Below are 16,414 nucleotides of genomic sequence, written 5' to 3'. Positions count from 1 at the left end.
CTGGAGCGCACCGCGCCGGCGCCGGGGAGCGACCCGGACGCGGACGCCGACCGCCGCGCGGCCCTCGCCGCGCTGCTCGCCCTCCGGCACGGGCGCGCCGCCGACGCCGAGGCGTTCGCGGCCGCGTACCGCCGCTACTGCTGGCCGGTCGACGGCCTCGACGGCGTGCGCCTGGCCCCGTTCCAGCTGCTCGCCGCCGAGGGCCGGAACCTGGCCGCCGAGCCGCACAACGCCCAGCTCGCCCGCCTCGACCGGGTGGTCGGCCACGACCCGAGCGGGCTGCTGCAGCACACCGGACGGCTGTACGTCGACACCGGCGACGACGAGTCGGTGGCCGCGGGCGTGCGCTGGTGGGAGGAGATGACGGCGGCCGGCGGCGAGGGCATGGTCGTCAAGCCGCTGGAGGCGCTCGTACGGAACGGGGACGGCCGGCTCGTGCAGCCGGGCGTGAAGTGCCGCGGCCGGGAGTACCTGCGCATCATCTACGGCCCGGAGTACACCCGCCCGGAGAACCTGACCCGGCTGCGCCACCGCCACCTCGGGCACAAGCGCTCCCTGGCGCTTCGCGAGTACGCGCTCGGGCTTGAGGCGCTGGACCGGCTGGCGGCGGGGGAGCCGCTGTGGCGGGTGCACGAGGCGGTGTTCGCGGTGCTGGCGCTGGAGTCGGAGCCGGTGGACCCGCGGCTGTGACCGCGTGGCGGTGACGGGGGCCGCCCCCGGCGCGTGCGTTGGAGGAGGGAAGAGTCTCCAGGCGGGCACCGGGCCCCGCCAACCGGCCGAGAGGATGAATCCGCGGTGGGCCGACGGCCGTGCGTTGGTCCCTGAGGATGAGGTGGGGCAGAAGGGATGAGCGCCGGCGCGTCGTCCTTGCCCATCTGGGAGGGATCACTCCACGTGTTCGGCGGGCGGGTCCGGATCGCCTCCCAGCCGTGTCGGGGGAGGCCAGCGCCGTTTCGCGGGATCACCCGCGGGGTGACCCCACGTGTCCGGCGGCGCGGGAACGCGCCGCCGGGCAGCGGCGGCTGCGGGCGTGTTCCCGCTGGTGGCCGGGCATGCGACGGGTCGCTGCACGCCGTCCCGCAGGCACTTGCGGCGGAGTTCCGCCACGGCGGCGGCGCGGGTGCGCGTTTTCTTGCGCATCGCACGGAGCGGTGCGAAGTTGGTGCGGCGTAATTCACCGATCAGAGAGAAATCGACTCGGCCCGGGGCTCGCGGTATGCCGGACGGACCGCTCAGGCGAGACGACACACGGGGGTGTCCCTTGGAGTTCGGCTGGACCGCTGACCAGCACAGCCGTTACGTGAAGACCCGTCAGGCCGTGCGGAACGAGTTCCCCCCGCGCGGCCGGCCCCGCGAGCCGTTCGACCGTGCCGACTGGCGGACGCTGGGGAGGCTCGGACTGCTCGGCGCCTGCGTCGGCGAGGAGCACGGGGGCCTCGGACTCGGGGCCCTGGACACCGCCCGCATGTTCGAGGCGCTCGGCGAGGAGTGCGCCGACACCGGCCTCGTCTTCGCCGCCAGCGCCCACCTCTTCGCCTGCGTCGTGCCCATCCGCGACCACGGTCAGGCGTCCCCCGCCGCCCGCTACCTGCCGGGCCTGTGCGCGGGCGAGCTGATCGCGGGAAACGCCATGACCGAACCCGAGGCGGGCTCGGACGTCTCCCGCCTCGCGGTCACCGCCACCGAGGTACCCGGCGGCTACCGGCTGAACGGCGTCAAGAGCTTCGTGAGCAACGCCTCGGCCGCCGACGTCCTCGTCGCGTACGCCACCACCGACCCGGACTGCGGCCACCTCGGCCAGACGGCGTTCGTGGTGCCCGCCGACGCGGACGGGGTCACGGTGGGCGAGCCGTTCGACAAGATGGGCCTGCGCTCGGCGCCGGCCGGCCGGGTGACGTTCGACGACTGCTTCGTCCCCGCCGATCACGTGCTGGGCGTGCCCGGCACGGGCTCGGCCATCTTCCAGCACTCGATGGGCTGGGAGCGGGCCTGCCTGTTCGCCGGGTACGTCGGGATGACGGCCCGTCTGGTCGAGCGCTGTGTGGCGCACGCCCGGGAACGCCGCCAGTTCGGGCGGCGGCTGGCCGACTTCCAGGCGGTCTCCCACCGGATCGTGGACATGGCGGCCCGGCTGGAATCCGCCCGGCTGCTGCTCTACCGGGCCTGCTGGGAGATGGACGAGGGGGAGCCCGCCCGCATGTCCGTGGCGTTGTCGAAGCTCGCCGCCTCCGAGGGGGCGGTGGCCTCCGCGCTGGACGCGGTGCGCGTCTTCGGGGCGCGGGGATACCTCGCGGACGACGGCATTGAGGCCGAGCTGCGGGACGCCGTTCCGAGCGTGCTGTTCTCCGGCACCTCCGAGATCCAGAAGGAACTGGTCGCCAAGGAGCTGGGACTGTGAGGGGCGGCGAGACGACGCCACCGGGCGGGGCGGTCCTGCTGCACGAGCTGGTGACCCGGGCGGCACGCCGCTCGCCGGAGGCGCTGGCCGTCCACGCTCCCGACGGGGAGCTGAGCTACCGCCGGCTCGACGAAGCGGCCGGGCTCTACGCCGACGCGCTCGCCGCGCGGGGGGTCGCGCCGGGCGACCGGGTGGTCCTGTGGGCCGGCAAGAGCCTCCAGCTCGTGGCCGCGATGCAGGGCTGCCTGCGGCTCGGCGCGGTGTACGTGCCGGTGACGGAGTCCAACCCGCCCTCGCGGCTGGCCCTGATCTGCGACGGCTGTACGCCGGCCCTCGTCCTCGCGGACGCCGACGGGGCCCGGCGGGCGGCCGACGCGGGCTTCGGGGCCGCGCCCGTGGTCACCTTCGAGGCGCTGCTGGCCGACGCGCCCGCATCCGGCGCCGGGGCAACCGTGGCCCTGACCCCCGACGACCCGGCGTACATCCTCTACACCTCCGGCTCGACCGGGGAACCGAAGGGCGTTTGCCTGAGCCACCGCAACGCCCTGGCCTTCGTCGGCTGGGCCGGCGAGCTGCTGCGGATCGGCCCGCACGACCGGCTGTCCAACCACGCCCCCTTCAACTTCGACCTGTCGGTCTTCGACCTGTACGCCGCCTTCCACGCGGGCGCCTCGGTGCACCTGATCTCGCAGCAGATGGCCTACGCCCCCGAGCAGTTGGTGCGCTTCCTGCGGGAGCAGGAGCTGACCGCGTGGTACTCGGTGCCGTCGGCGCTCACCCTGATGGTGGCCAAGGGCGGGCTCCTGGACGAGGAGACGCCGCCCGGGCTGCGGGTGTGCCTCGTCGCGGGCGAGCCGTTCCCGCTGCCGCTGGCGCAGCAGCTGCGCCGCCACTGGCCGGGCGTGCGGATCTTCAACTGGTACGGCCCGACCGAGACCAACGTCTGCACCTCCTACGAGGTCACCGGCGCCGACCTGGAGCGCACCACCCCCCTGCCGATCGGGACGATGGCGTCCGGCGACGAGAGGGAGCTGGCGCCGCTGGAGCGGGACGGCGACGGGCCGGAGGAGGCGTACGAGCTGCGGGTCACCGGCCCTTCGGTGATGCTCGGCTACTGGGGCCGGCCGGCGCAGACCGGGGCGTACGCCACCGGGGACCTGGTGCGTCTCGACCCGGAGGGCAACCTGGAGTATCTGGGCCGGCGCGACCAGATGGTGAAGATCCGCGGCCAGCGGGTCGAACTGGGCGAGATCGAGGCCGTGATCGGCTCCCACCCGGACATCGAGGACGTCGCCGCCGTCGTCGTCGGCACCGGCCTCGATGCCGCGCTGCACGCGGTGGCGGTGGCCGTACCGGGCCGGACGCCGACGCTGCTGGGGCTCAAGATGTGGTCGGCCGAGCGACTGCCGTCTTACATGGTGCTGGACGTGCTGCACCTGGTCGACGAACTGCCGCGCACGCCGAACGGGAAGAAGGACAGGCGCCGGATAGCGGACGGCATATCCCCCGGGCGCGCCGGATAAATCAGCGTCCTCCTTCCCGGGCCAGGGGAAGAAGGACGCCGGTTCAGCTGTCCGCCTGAACTAATTGCGCTTCTGACCGGACCAGGCCGGCCTGATACGCGTAGATCACGGCGTGCACTCGGTTTCTTAATTTCAGCTTGCCGAGCAGGCGCTGCACATGGGACTTCACCGTGCTTTCGCTGACGAACAGTGCGGCCGAGATTTCCGCATTGCTCAGTCCTCGGGCGATCAGTCGAAGTACGTCCGCCTCCCGTCGGGTCAGGTGTTCCAGGCAGAATGCTCCCGGTTCCGCATGGCAGCCGTCCGGCGCCGCGACGGCCCGGTCGATTCCGGCTCCTGCGATCGTGGGGAGGGCGAGCGTGTATCCCGCGGCGACGAGGCGCACCGCCGCGATGATCTCCGCCGGACTGGCCTGGCTGAGCAGCAGGCCACGTGCGCCGACCCGCAGCAGACCGTGGACGCGCTCGTCGAGCTGGTCGATCAGGACCAGGACGGGGGCGATGCCGCTCTTGGCCGCCGACACCAGGCAGCGCACCGTCTCGACGACGTCGAACGAGTGCGGCGGGAGGTCTACGACCACGACATCGGGCTCTGCGGCGGTCATTCCGGCGATCGCGTTTTCCAGGTCGCGTGCGCCTTCGGTTATCTCGAAATCAACATACTTGTCGAAGAGTGACTCGTAGCCTGCCCTCGTTACCGTCCGATCATTTACGATCATGACGCGTGTGATCGCTCCCTGCGTCATGGTGGCGCCCCCCTGGTTGATAGATCACTGCCGAAGCCACCCAGCATATGCCTGTCTCGCAGAGAGGAAACTCACAGCACTCGGGGATGCGGTAGTTGACAATAATCTGGGATGCGATAGTCGACAAATAGGTATCGGAATCCAGAGCTGCGGATTTCGTTAAAGTCCGGAATTCCCGGATTCGAGTTCCGCCGTAATGTCGCCGGTGAGGTAACGGGCGATAGTGGGCGCGACCGCGGTGACGACGGCGTCCTGGTGAGCGCTGGCCAGCGGCTCGAACTTCAGGACGTACCGGGTCAGGGCCAGCCCGAAGAGCTGGCTGGCGACCAGCGAGGTGCGCAGCGGCAGGTAGGACGGATCGCCGATGTCCTCCCGTTTGTCCAGTACCCGGCGCACGATCTGCGTGGTGAAGAAGTCCCTCAGCAGCAGCCCCTGCCAGCGGTGGGAGGTGCCGCCGCGCAGCATGCCGAGGAACGCCGGCCCGGTCACCGGGCCCTCGCAGGTCTGGAGGAACGTCCGCACGATGCGCGTCGGCACCCCTTCCGGCCCCTCCGCCAGGACCTGCGGGATGAGGAGGGCGGGGTCGACGGGCGGCCGCACGACCGCCAGGAAGAGCTTCTCCTTGGTGCCGAAGTAGTGGTGGACCAGCGCCGCGTCGACCCCGGCGCTGGTCGCGATCTGCTTGATGGAGGTCCCGTCGTAGCCGCGCTGCGAGAACGCCTCGCGGGCGGCCGTCAGAATCAGCCCGCGAGTGTCCTGGTTTCCAGGTCTGCGACCGGTACGCCCTCGTGCCATGGTCCGTCCATCATCCCATTCCCCCGTTTCCCACGTGCACCGACCCGGGACGGGCCGGGGGAGCGCGGCAGCCCGACCGGAGCGGCGCGGCTAGGGTGTGCGCCTGCGCAGGGTGCCGGCGGCGAGCGCGAGGGCGAGCACCACGGCGCCGACGACGATGCCGAGGCCCCGCCACATCACGCCGGTGGGATCCTCGTGGAGGCCGACCTCCTGAAGCGCCTCGACGCCGTGGGAGAGGGGCAGCACGTTGCTCACGCCCTCCAGCCACCCGGCCATCTGGTCGCGCGGCACGAACAGCCCGCACAGCAGGATCTGCGGAATCACCACGACCGGGAGGAACTGCACCGCCTGGAACTCGGTGCGGGCGAAGGCGCTGCACAGCAGCCCGAGTCCGACGCCGAGCAGTCCGTTGGCCACCGCGATCAGCACGACGAACCAGGGGCTGCCCACCGTGTCCAGGTCGAGGAACACGTACGCGACGGTGGCACCGACGGTTGCCTGCACGGCCGCGGCAAGGCCGAAGGCCAGCCCGTAGGCGAAGAGGAGGTCGAGCTTGCCCACCGGGGTGGTGAACAGCCGTTCGAGCGTGCCCGAGGTGCGCTCACGCAGCATCGCGATGCTGGTGACGAGGAACATCAGCAGGAACGGGAAGAGTCCCAGCACGATGACGACGACGTCGTCGAACATCCCGCCGTCCTCGAACATGAAGTACAGCAGGGTCATCAGCAGCACGGGGGCGCCGATGAGGAGTCCGATGGAACGGCGGTCGTGCCGCAGCTGGCGAAGGATACGGCCGGTGGTGCTGGCCAGGATCGCGAAGGACACTCAGGCCACCTCCTTCCCGCGCTCGTTCTCGGCGTCCTGCGCGCGCACCAGCCGCAGGAACGCCTGGTCGAGGTCGTCCGTGCCCGTCCGGGACTTGATCTCGTCGGGGCCTCCCTCGGCGACGATCGACCCTTCCCGGATGAGGATCAGCCCGTCGCAGCGGTTGGCCTCGTCCATGATGTGGCTGGACACCACCAGCGTGGCGCCCCGGCCGGCCAGATCGCGGAAGCGTTCCCACAACTCCTCGCGCAGCACCGGGTCTTGGCCCACGGTCGGCTCGTCGAGCACGAGCACCTCGGGGTGGGTGACCAGGGCGCAGGCGAGCGAGGCCCGGCTGTGCTGGCCGCCCGAGAGGGTGCTGACCATCTGCCCGGCCTGCTCGGCGAGGCCGACCTCGCGGATCACGCTGTCCGCCTCCGCCGCGCCGAGGCTGTGGAGGCTGGCGAAGTACCGCACGTTCTCCCGTACCGTCAGGTCGGTGTACACGCTGGGTGACTGCGTGTAGTAGCCGATCCTCCGCCGGAGTTCGGCCGAGCCGGCGGGTTTCCCTAAGACCGTCACGGTGCCGGAGCTGACGATCTGCACGCCCACGATGGCGCGGAAGAGCGTGGTCTTGCCGCTGCCGCTCGGCCCGAGCAGCCCGGTGATGACGCCGCGCGGCACGTCGGTGCTGATGCCGTGCAGCACCTCGCGCGCGCCGCGCACGACTGTGAGGTCGCGGACCTCGATGGCGGTCTCCATGGTGTCCTTCTTGTGACTCAGAGTGACTCGGCTGGGAGGAATTCAATGCTAGGTGAATTCCGACGGGAGGGCCAGGGACGTGACGTCATCGCTGGACGCCGGTGCGGTGCCGGACGCCCGGACAGGATCTTCCGGGCCGGAGGCCCCTGCCGCCCCCGGCGGTGCCGCGAACGGTCCAGGGGGAGGACCGCGCCCTAGTTCTTTGTGACGAAGCCTCCTTCCCAGGGGGGCGACCGCGGCGGTCAGGACCGGGGCCAATTCATCACCGGGACCGAAGAACTCCAATGCTGCGCATTGCTAGCCTCGGTTTGCCATGAAAACAGTCCAGGCGGAGTCCGGGGCAGACCTATGACAGAGCAGAATCGGCTATCCGACGGATACGAGGAAGTGCTGAAGGAGCTCACCGTCTACGTGGAGGAGCGTTTTCTCCCGGCCGGCGAGAGCGGCATAGAACCCACCGCGCCACTCCTCGAACTGGGCATCCTCACCTCGCTCAACACCACCGAGCTGATCAGCCACATCCAGTCTCACTACGGGGTCTTCGTGCCTCCGGAAAAGATCGTCGGATCGAACTTCAAGAACCTGGACGCCATCACCAGGTTCGTTCTCTCCATACGGGAAGAGTCATCGGGCCAGTCCTGTCCGATCAAGTGATCCGACAAGGCCGTCAAACGAGAGGAACGGGTTTCCATGCCGGAGGTCGACTACGACATCGGGATCATCGGCGGCGGGCCTGCGGGCTCGACTTCGGCTTCCTACCTTGCCCGCGCCGGGCTGTCCGTGGCGGTGTTCGAGGCGGAGAACTTCCCCCGGGAGCACGTCGGTGAGTCCCTTGTCCCGGCGACGACCCCCGTGCTGCGCGACATCGGTGCGATCGACCTGATCGACAAGGCTGGATTCCCCCGGAAGTTCGGCGCCGCCTGGACCTCGGCCGCCTCGGACGACATCCCGAAGCTGGGATTCCAGGGGCTCTCCCACGGCCTGGGGGCGGCCGAGATCGAGTTCAACGAGCGCGACCAGGCCGGAGTGCTTCAGGATTACACCTACCACGTCGACCGGGGACAGTTCGACCTGCTTCTCCTCCACCACGCCAAGGCGCAGGGCGCCAAGGTGTTCGAGGGGATGCGCGTCCGCCGCGTCGACTTCTCCGGCGACCGTCCTGTCATTCACCTGCCGCTGGGGAAGAAGGACGCCACCGTCACGGTGAACATGGTGGTGGACGCCAGCGGCCGGGGCACCTTCCTCGGCCGGCAGGAGAAGATCAAGGTTCCGGATCCCGTATTCAACCAGTACGCGATCCACACCTGGTTCGACGACCTCGACCGCACGGCCCTGGCGCACGACAAGGAAAAGGCCGACTACATCTTCATCCACTTCCTTCCCATCACCGACACCTGGGTCTGGCAGATCCCCATCACGGACACCATCACCAGCGTCGGCGTGGTGACGCAGAAGAAGCACGTGCGCGCCGCGAAGGACGACCTCGACGGGTTCTTCTGGGACTGCCTGGGCAGCCGGCCGGCGCTCCGCAAGGCCCTGGAGCAGGCCACCCAGGTCCGGCCGCTGAAGACCGAGGGCGACTACAGCTACGGGATGAAGGAGATCGTCGGCGACGGCTTCGTCCTCGTCGGTGACGCCGCGCGCTTCGTCGACCCGATCTTCTCCAGCGGGGTGAGCGTCGCGCTCAACAGCGCCCGACTGGCGTGCAAGGACATCATCGCCGCGGCCGAGGCGGGCGACTTCAGCAAGCCCAGGTTCGCCACGTACGAGCAGACGCTGCGCCGCGGCGTGCGGAACTGGTACGAGTTCATCTCCATCTACTACCGCCTCAACATCCTGTTCACGGCGTTCGTGCAGGACCCGAGGTACCGGCTCGACGTGCTGAAGATGCTGCAGGGCGACGTCTACGACGACTCCGAGCCCCCCGCGCTGACGGCCATGCGGGAGTTCGTCAGCGTCGTGGAGAACAACCCCGACCACCTGTGGCACCAGCACCTGGGGAACCTGTCCGCGCCGAGCATGGCCGCGATGTTGTGATGGGGCGCCAGCAGTCCACCAAGGCACCGGCGGGCGGCCGCACCGACGATGACGCGATCGCCATCGTCGGTGCGGGATGCCGATTCCCCGGCGGCATCTCCGGTCCTGACGACTTCTGGCGGGCCCTCACCTCCGGCACCGACGTCATCACCGAGGTTCCGCCGACCCGGTGGGACGTCGACCGGTACTACAGCCCCGACGCCGGAGCCACCGGCAGGATGTACTCGCGCTGGGGCGGGTTCATCGAGGGCGAGACCCGTTTCGACACGGACTTCTTCGGCATCTCGCCCCGGGAGAGCCGGCAGATCGACCCCCAGCACCGCATGATGCTCGAAGTCGCCTGGGAGGCCCTGGAGAACGCCGGCCTCGTTCCGGAGGAGCTGGCGGGCAGCCGCACCGGCGTCTACGTCGGCGGCCTGGGGATGGACTACACGCTGCTCCACTCCCGGCAGGCGGGCATGGGCGGGATCGACCCGTGGTACGCCTCGGGCAAGGAGCCCAGCTTCCACTCCGGCCGGCTGTCCTACCTGCTCCAGTTCCACGGCCCGAGTCTGTCGCTGAGCACCGCGTGCTCCTCCTCGCTCGTCGCCGTGCACCTCGCGCGCCAGAGCCTGCTGGCCGGTGAGTGCGACGCCGCGCTGGCCGGCGGGGTCAACCTGCTGCTGTCCCCGGACCTGAACGTCTTCATGTGCCAGATCGGCGCCATGTCCAAGGACGGCAGGTGCAAGACGTTCGACGCCTCGGCCGACGGCATCGTGCGCGGCGACGGTGCCGTCGTCCTGGTCCTCAAGCGCCTGTCCGACGCCCTCGCCGGGGGCGACGACGTGATCGCCGTCATCCGCGGCTCCGCCGTCAACCACGACGGCGCCAGCGCCGGCCTCACCGCGCCCAACGGCGCGGCCCAGCAGGCGTTGCTGCGCCAGGCGCTCGCCGGCGCCGGCCTCGAACCCCACAGGGTGGGATACGTCGAGGCCCACGGCACCGGCACGCCTCTCGGCGATCCGATCGAGATGAGCGCGCTCGCCTCCGTGCTGGGCGAGGGCCGGTCCGGGCACGACCCCCTGCTCGTCGGTTCGCTGAAGACCAACTTCGGACACACCGACGGCGCGGCCGGCGCCGCCGGGCTGCTCAAGGCGGCCCTGTCGGTGCGTCACGGCCGGATCCCGCCGCACCTCCACCTGCGCGACCCGAGCCCGTCGATCCGCTGGGACCGCTGGCCGGTGCACGTGCCCGTGGAGCTGACCGACTTTCCCGGCGACCCCCGGCACCGGGTGGCCGGAGCCAGCGCGTTCGGCCTCAGCGGCACCAACGCCCACGTGGTGGTCGAGTCGCCGCCGCAGCCCGAGCCGGCCCGGGCGGGCCGCGGGGGAGACCCCGCGCGCGAGGGCGGATCGTTCCTGCTGCCGGTGTCGGCCCGCTCCGGTGAGGCGTTGCGCCAGCTCGCCGCCCGGCACCGGGACCGGCTGCAGGGTCCGGCCGCCGGCACGGACGCCGAGGTCGCGGCGTACGTGCACACCGCCGCCGTGCGCCGCTCCCACCACGCGCGGCACCGCCTGGCGGTGACCGGCCGGACGACCGGGGAACTGGCCGCCGGACTCACCTCCTTCCTGGCGGACGAGCCCGCCCCCGGCGTGGCGCACGGCGGCCGCGACGACCCGGACTCCCCGGTTCCCGGCGTGTGCTTCCTCTTCTCCGGCCAGGGCAGCCAGTGGCCCGGCATGGGGAGAGAGCTGCTGGCGCGGGAGGCGGCGTTCGGCGCGGCGCTGCGCGAGTGCGACGACGCCGTGCGCGAACTCGCCGGGTGGTCGGTCATCGACGAACTCCTCCGTCACGAGCCGGACTCCCGGCTCGCGGACACCGAGATCGCCCAGCCCGTGATCTTCGCCGTCCAGACCGCCGCCGCCGCGCTGTGGCGGTCCTGGGGGATCGTGCCCACGGCCGTCGCCGGCCACAGCATGGGCGAGATCGCTGCCGCCCACGTCGCCGGGGCGCTGACGCTGCCGGACGCGGCCCGCGTGATCGTGCACCGCGGCCGGGTGCTGGCGCCGTCCGCCGGTCAGGGGCTGATGGCCGCCGTGGCGCTCGGCGAGGCCGACGTCGCCGGGCTGCTCGAACCCTACGGCGACCGGCTGGCGCTGGCCGCCGTGAACAGCCCCGGATCTGTGGTGGTGTCCGGAGTCCCCGAGGCGGTCGAGGAGTTCCGCGAGGAACTGGACCGCCGCGGGGTGACGACCCGGCTGCTGCCGGGCACACACGCCTTCCACAGCCCTCAGATGGCGGACCACGCGTCGCGGCTCGCCGCCGAACTCGCCGGCCTGCCCTGGCGCACGCCCGGCATCCCCGTGCTGACGACCACCGGGAACACACCGGCAGGCCCCGTGCCCTTCGACGCGGAGCAGTGGGGGCGCAACGTCCGCCAGCCGGTCCGCTTCGCCGAGGCCGTCGCCGAGGCCGTCGACTCCGGCCATCGGCTCTTCGTCGAGCTGGGGCCGCACCCGGTCCTCGCCCAGCCCGTCACCCAGTGCCTGCGCGCGGCCGGCGCCGAGGGCGCGGTCGTGCCGACGCTGCGCCGTGACACGGACGACGTGCTCACCGCCAAGGGCGCGCTGGCCACGCTCTACACGCACGGAGCCGCGCCCGACTGGACGTCGGCGAGCGGCGGTGCGGGCCGCAGCAGCGCACTGCCGACGTACCCCTGGCAGGGGGAACCCTTGTCGTTCGAGCGCCCCGACGGCGCCACCGAGACCGGCACCGAGACCGGCACAGCCCTCGCCGCCGGCCCCGCCCAGGCCGCCGGACTCCGGGGTGAGCTGCGGCTGTACGACGCCGAGGGCCGGCTCGTCGCGGAGACCGAACCCCTGCGGCTGCTCGCCCCCGGCACCGCGGACAGCGAGCCGCCGGCCGCCACCCCGGCCCCGGCCGAGCCTGCGCCCGAGGAGCCCACCGCCGGCCTGGCCGACACGGTGGCGGCGGCGGTGGCCGGGGTCCTGGGCCTCGGCAGCGGCGCCGTACGACGGCGCGAGGGCTTCGCCGCCCTGGGCATGGACAGCCTCGGCTCGGTGGAGCTGGCCAGGTCGCTGGAGCGGTCGCTGGGTGTCGCACTGCCGCGCACCGTCGCCTTCGACCACCCGAACGTCGAACGGCTGGCGGCGCACCTCGCCACGCTCGTGCCCGGGGCGCGCGCCCCGGCCCCAGCCTCGGACCCCGCCCCGGCGCGCCCGCGGGCCACGGCGGCCACGACCGGCCCCGAGCCCATCGCGGTGATCGGCCTGGGCTGCCGGCTCCCCGGCGGCGTACGGGGCCCCGAGGACTACTGGCGGCTGCTGACCGAAGGCGTCGACGCCGTGGGACCGGCGCCCGAGGACCGCCTGGCCGGGCCCGAGGTGTGGCGAGGCGGCTTCCTCGCCGACGACGTGGCCGGGTTCGACGCCTCCTTCTTCCGCATCTCGCCGGTCGAAGCCCGCGCCATGGACCCCCAGCAGCGGTTCTTCCTGGAGGTCGCCTGGGAGGCGCTGGAGCACGCCGGCACCCCGGCCCGCGACCTCGCCGGGACCCGGACGGGCGTGTTCCTCGGCATGAACTCCTACGACTACGGGCAGCTGATCACCCAGCACCCCGACAACCTGGACATCTACTACGGGATCGGGAACTCCTTCTCCGCGGCGGCGGGGCGGCTGTCCTACCTGCTGGGACTCAACGGCCCCAGCCTCGCCGTCGACACGGCCTGCTCCTCCTCGCTCGTCGCCGTGCACCTGGCGGTGCAGAGCCTCCGCTCGGGCGAGAGCGACATGGCGGTGGCCGCGGGCGTCAACCTCGTCCTCAGCCCCACGATCCACCGGGTCAGCGCGGCGGGCGGAGCCCTCGCGCCGGACGGCCGCTGCAAGACCTTCGACGCCTCCGCCGACGGCTACAGCCGCGGCGAGGGCTGCGGCGCCGTGATCCTCAAGCCCTTGTCGCGCGCCGAGGCCGACGGCGACGAGGTCATGGCGGTGATCCGCGGCTCGGCGATCAACCAGGACGGCGCCAGCAGCGGTCTGACGGTGCCCAACGGTCCGGCCCAGGAGGCGCTGATCCGCGCGGCCCTGGCGGACGGCGGCGTCGCCGCGGACGACGTCGGCTACGTGGAGGCGCACGGCACCGGCACACCGCTCGGCGACCCGATCGAGTTGCGCGCCCTGGGAGCCGTGCTGGGGCGGCGCGACGGCGCGGACGACTGCCTCGTCGGATCGGTGAAGACGAACCTGGGCCACCTGGAGGCCGCCTCCGGCATCGCCGGTCTGATCAAGACCGTGCTCGCGCTGCGGCACCAGGCCGTCCCCCGGCATCTCCACTTCCGCGAGCCGAACCCCGACATCCCCTGGCGGGAGCTGCCGCTGCGCGTTCCCACCGAGCTGGTGCCCTGGACCGCCCGCGGCCCCCGGACCGCGGGCGTGAGCGCGTTCGGCTTCAGCGGCACCAACGCCCACGTGGTGCTCGCCGAGGCGCCGCGGCCGCATGAGCGGGACGATGCCGACACCGCCCCGGCCGTGCCGGCGTTCGTGCTGCCGCTGTCGGCCGCGACCGCCGCGGCCCTGCCCGACCAGGCCCGCGCCTACCACGCGGCCCTCACCGCCGGCACCGGCACCGCCGAGGAGGACCCCTCCGGCGCCGCGGACCGGCCGGCCGTCGACGATCTCGCCCGGCTGTGCGCGACGGCGGCGCTGCGGCGCAGCCACCTGGACCACCGTCTCGTCGTCGTCGGGCGGGACCGGCACGAACTGGCCGACCGGCTGGCGGCGTTCGCCGACGACCCCGGGGGCCGGCACGGGCCGGGCACCGCGGTGGGCAGGGCAGACCGCGACCGGGCGCGCGGACCGGTCTTCGTCTTCTCCGGCCACGGCTCCCACTGGGCCGGCATGGCCCGGGACCTCGCGGGCGACGACCCCGTGTGCCGCGCCGCCCTGAGCCGCTGCGACCAGGCGCTGGCACCTCACGTCGACTGGTCCGTGCGCGAGGCGCTGGAGTCCGGGCGACGGCCCGACGAGGAGGCCGACCAGCAGATCCTCGTCTTCGCCCTGCAGTACGCCCTGAGCGAGATGTGGCGCACGGCGGGCGTGACCCCCGGGGCCGTCGTCGGGCACAGCATGGGCGAGGTGTCGGCCGCCCTCTGCGCGGGCGCCCTCACCCTGGAGCAGGCCGCCGAGATCATGGTCCGCCGCAGCGAGCTGCTCAAGCAGCTGGCCAACCGGGGCGGCATGGCCGTCGTCGGCATGGACGCCGCGCGCACCGAGGAGGCCGTCCAGGGCTACGGGGAGCAGCTCGGCGTCGCGGTCGTCAACAGCCGCAGCTCCACCGTGGTCGCGGGCACCCACGAGGCGCTGGCCGACTTCGGCGCGCGGATGAAGGCGAGCAAGGTCTTCTTCAAGGCGGTCAGGGCCGGCGGACCGGGGCACAGCGCGCTGGTGGAGCCGCTGCGCCGGCAGCTGGAGAGCGAGCTGGCCGGGCTCACCCCGGCCGCGCCGAGGCTGCCGATGTACTCCACCGCGGACTCCCGCCCCGTCGAGGGCGCGACCCTCGACGCCGCCTACTGGGGGCGGAACATGCGCCTTCCCGTGCGCTTCGCCGACGCCGTACGCCACCTGGCGGCCGAGGGCTACGACACCTTCGTCGAGCTGTCCCCGCACCCCCTCCAACTGGCCCCTGTCGAGCAGGAGCTGAGTGCCGCCGGCGTCGACGGCCTGCTCGTGCCCTCGCTGCTGCGCGAGACCGACTCCCGGCTGGCGCTGCTGAGCGCGTTCGGCGCGCTCCACTCCGGGGGGCAGCCGGTCGACTGGCGGTGGCTGTACCCCGCCGCGGTGCGTCCCACGGCCACGCCCCCGTACGTGTGGCAGCACAAGCGCTACTGGATGCGCAACACGGCCGCGCCCGCCTCGTCCGGGACCCCGCTGCGCTCGACGGACGCCCCCGGCCACCCGCTGATCGCCCAGGACGTCCGGCTGCTGGGGCCCGGCGGCGCCCGCGTCCTCCAGGCGGCCGTCCCTCCGGAACTCGCCGCGAGCGGCGGCTCTCAGCCGGTGGCCCCCGGACACCGGGCCGTGCGCCTCCCCGGCGCCCTGTGGCTGGAGATGGCCCTGGCGGCGGCGGACGAGGGCGGCGCGCGCGGGCCGGTGACGCTGGAGGACGTCGAACTCTCCCACGCCCCCGTCGTGGAGCCCGGCACCACCGGCCTCGCCCAGCTCTCGCTGACCCCCGCCGCGGACGGCACCTCCGCCTTCACGGTACGGGCGACCGCCGGGGCGGCGGCGGAGCCGGACCACGGCGAACGCCCCGGCGGTGACCGCGAGACCGCCACCGGCCGTGTCCGGCCGGCCGCCGCCCGGGCTACCGCGGACGCCGACCGCCCCGCGCCGGGCGCCGACCGCACCCTCGGCGAGGTGCCCGCGGCGGTGCAGGAGTGGTTCCGGGCGTTCCAGGGCAGCGGCGTGGCGCCGGTCCCCGAGTCGGCGTGGTCGGCACCCGGGCAGGGCCCCGGCAACGCGGCCGAGATCGTGGTCGCCGTCCGCTGCCGCCCCGCCGCCCTGCGCTGGCACCTGCCGCCCGAACTGCTCGACCTCGCCCTCAGGCTGCCCGTCCTGACGGGCGCCCCGGACGCGGCCGACCGGATACCCCGGCACCTGCGGTCCCTCACGGTGTACGGCACCCCCGGCGAGCGCGTGCGGATCGGCGCCCGGGTCACGCGGGACGACGAGCACGGGCTGCTCGCCGACGTGTGGATCACCGACGAGGCCGGCCGTCCGGTCGCCGACGCCCGCGGCGTGCGGCTGGCCGCGCCTCCGGGGCGCGTGCTCGCCGAGGAGGAGCGCGACCGCGTGGCCGACCGGCTCTACCGCACGGCCTGGCGCGAGCGGCCCCTGGCACCCTCGCCGCCCGGCAGCGAGGACACCGGCCCCCGGGACGCCCGGGCGGCCCACCCCGGCGACGGCGAACTGCTCGTGCTGGCCGACCGCACGGGTGCCGCCGACACCCTGACGCGGCGGCTCGACGCACGCGGCCTGCCCTACCGGCTGGTTCCCGCGACCGGCACCGACGGGCCGGCGGCGGACGACGTGCGCCGGGCCGAGGCGGCCTGGCGGGACCTGGCGAAGGGGCCGGGCTGCCGCGCCGTGATCCACCTGTGGCCGCTCGACCTGCCCGCCGACACGCCGGGGGAGCAGGGGGAGCAGGAGGCCGACGCGGCGGCGCGGGTCTGCGCCGCGATGCACCCCCTCGCCGCCGCCGGCACGTCACCCGTCTGGCACGTCACGCGCGGCGCCGTGGCGGTCGACGCGGCGGACCGGGCCGCGCCGCTGCACGCCGCCGTGCGGCAGACGG

General features: G+C 73.0%; 9 protein-coding genes and 1 pseudogene. 6 read left to right on the top strand and 4 right to left on the bottom strand.

Translation table 11 applies throughout. The annotated features are described in order from the left end of the window. From ABD317_RS21385 to ABD317_RS21375, 3 genes and pseudogenes are all read left to right on the top strand, one after another. Positions 1-690: pseudogene (locus tag ABD317_RS21385) on the top strand (polynucleotide kinase-phosphatase); the annotation flags it as partial. A 610-nt stretch (positions 691-1,300) separates the two neighbouring features. Next, positions 1,301-2,398 carry an acyl-CoA dehydrogenase family protein gene (locus tag ABD317_RS21380; RefSeq protein WP_344291545.1) on the top strand — a complete coding sequence of 366 codons (1,098 nt, stop codon included), beginning with the start codon at positions 1,301-1,303 and terminating at the stop codon, positions 2,396-2,398. After that, on the top strand, positions 2,395-3,921 hold the full coding sequence (locus ABD317_RS21375) for an amino acid adenylation domain-containing protein (protein WP_344291543.1): 1,527 nt from the start codon (positions 2,395-2,397) through the stop codon (positions 3,919-3,921). Before ABD317_RS21380 ends, ABD317_RS21375 begins: the two co-directional genes overlap by 4 nt. Before the next feature lie 43 nt (positions 3,922-3,964). Here the strand turns inward: ABD317_RS21375 and ABD317_RS21370 are convergent, their stop codons facing one another. From ABD317_RS21370 to ABD317_RS21355, 4 genes are all read right to left on the bottom strand, one after another. Continuing rightward, a complete protein-coding gene (locus ABD317_RS21370) occupies positions 3,965-4,666 on the bottom strand; it encodes a LuxR C-terminal-related transcriptional regulator (protein WP_344291542.1) in 702 nt (233 codons plus the stop codon). A 159-nt stretch (positions 4,667-4,825) separates the two neighbouring features. Continuing rightward, entirely contained in the window at positions 4,826-5,461 is a 636-nt protein-coding gene (locus tag ABD317_RS21365; RefSeq protein WP_027752448.1) for a TetR/AcrR family transcriptional regulator, read from the bottom strand. Between the two features lie 90 nt (positions 5,462-5,551). Then, a complete protein-coding gene (locus ABD317_RS21360; protein WP_344291541.1) occupies positions 5,552-6,286 on the bottom strand; it encodes an ABC transporter permease in 735 nt (244 codons plus the stop codon). Further along, positions 6,287-7,027 (bottom strand): ABC transporter ATP-binding protein, encoded by a 741-nt coding sequence (locus tag ABD317_RS21355; protein ID WP_344291540.1) that lies wholly within the window; start codon positions 7,025-7,027, stop codon positions 6,287-6,289. A 387-nt stretch (positions 7,028-7,414) separates the two neighbouring features. Here ABD317_RS21355 and ABD317_RS21350 point away from each other — a divergent pair, with 387 nt between their 5' ends. From ABD317_RS21350 to ABD317_RS21340, 3 genes are all read left to right on the top strand, one after another. Continuing rightward, positions 7,415-7,681 carry an acyl carrier protein gene (locus ABD317_RS21350; protein WP_344291539.1) on the top strand — a complete coding sequence of 89 codons (267 nt, stop codon included), beginning with the start codon at positions 7,415-7,417 and terminating at the stop codon, positions 7,679-7,681. A 36-nt stretch (positions 7,682-7,717) separates the two neighbouring features. Continuing rightward, positions 7,718-9,064: an NAD(P)/FAD-dependent oxidoreductase gene (locus ABD317_RS21345; protein WP_344291538.1), complete on the top strand. Its 1,347-nt coding sequence runs from the start codon at positions 7,718-7,720 to the stop codon at positions 9,062-9,064. Next, positions 9,064-16,414 (top strand): type I polyketide synthase (locus tag ABD317_RS21340; protein ID WP_344291537.1); only part of this gene is annotated, 7,351 nt, incomplete at its 3' end. The genes ABD317_RS21345 and ABD317_RS21340, both read left to right, overlap by 1 nt.

The organism is Streptomyces synnematoformans (genome assembly GCF_039531005.1).
GTDB classification, from domain to species: domain Bacteria; phylum Actinomycetota; class Actinomycetes; order Streptomycetales; family Streptomycetaceae; genus Streptomyces; species Streptomyces synnematoformans.
Note: the sequence above shows the minus strand (reverse complement) of the source record. Positions and strands in the feature narration are given on the sequence as shown.

Excerpts from the sequence above, each read along its gene's own strand:
- ABD317_RS21355 (WP_344291540.1), bottom strand. The coding sequence starts at position 7,027 with ATGGAGACCGCCATCGAGGTCCGCGACCTCACAGTCGTGCGCGGCGCG.
- ABD317_RS21345 (WP_344291538.1), top strand. The coding sequence starts at position 7,718 with ATGCCGGAGGTCGACTACGACATCGGGATCATCGGCGGCGGGCCTGCG.
- ABD317_RS21365 (WP_027752448.1), bottom strand. The coding sequence starts at position 5,461 with ATGGCACGAGGGCGTACCGGTCGCAGACCTGGAAACCAGGACACTCGC.
- ABD317_RS21370 (WP_344291542.1), bottom strand. The coding sequence starts at position 4,666 with ATGACGCAGGGAGCGATCACACGCGTCATGATCGTAAATGATCGGACG.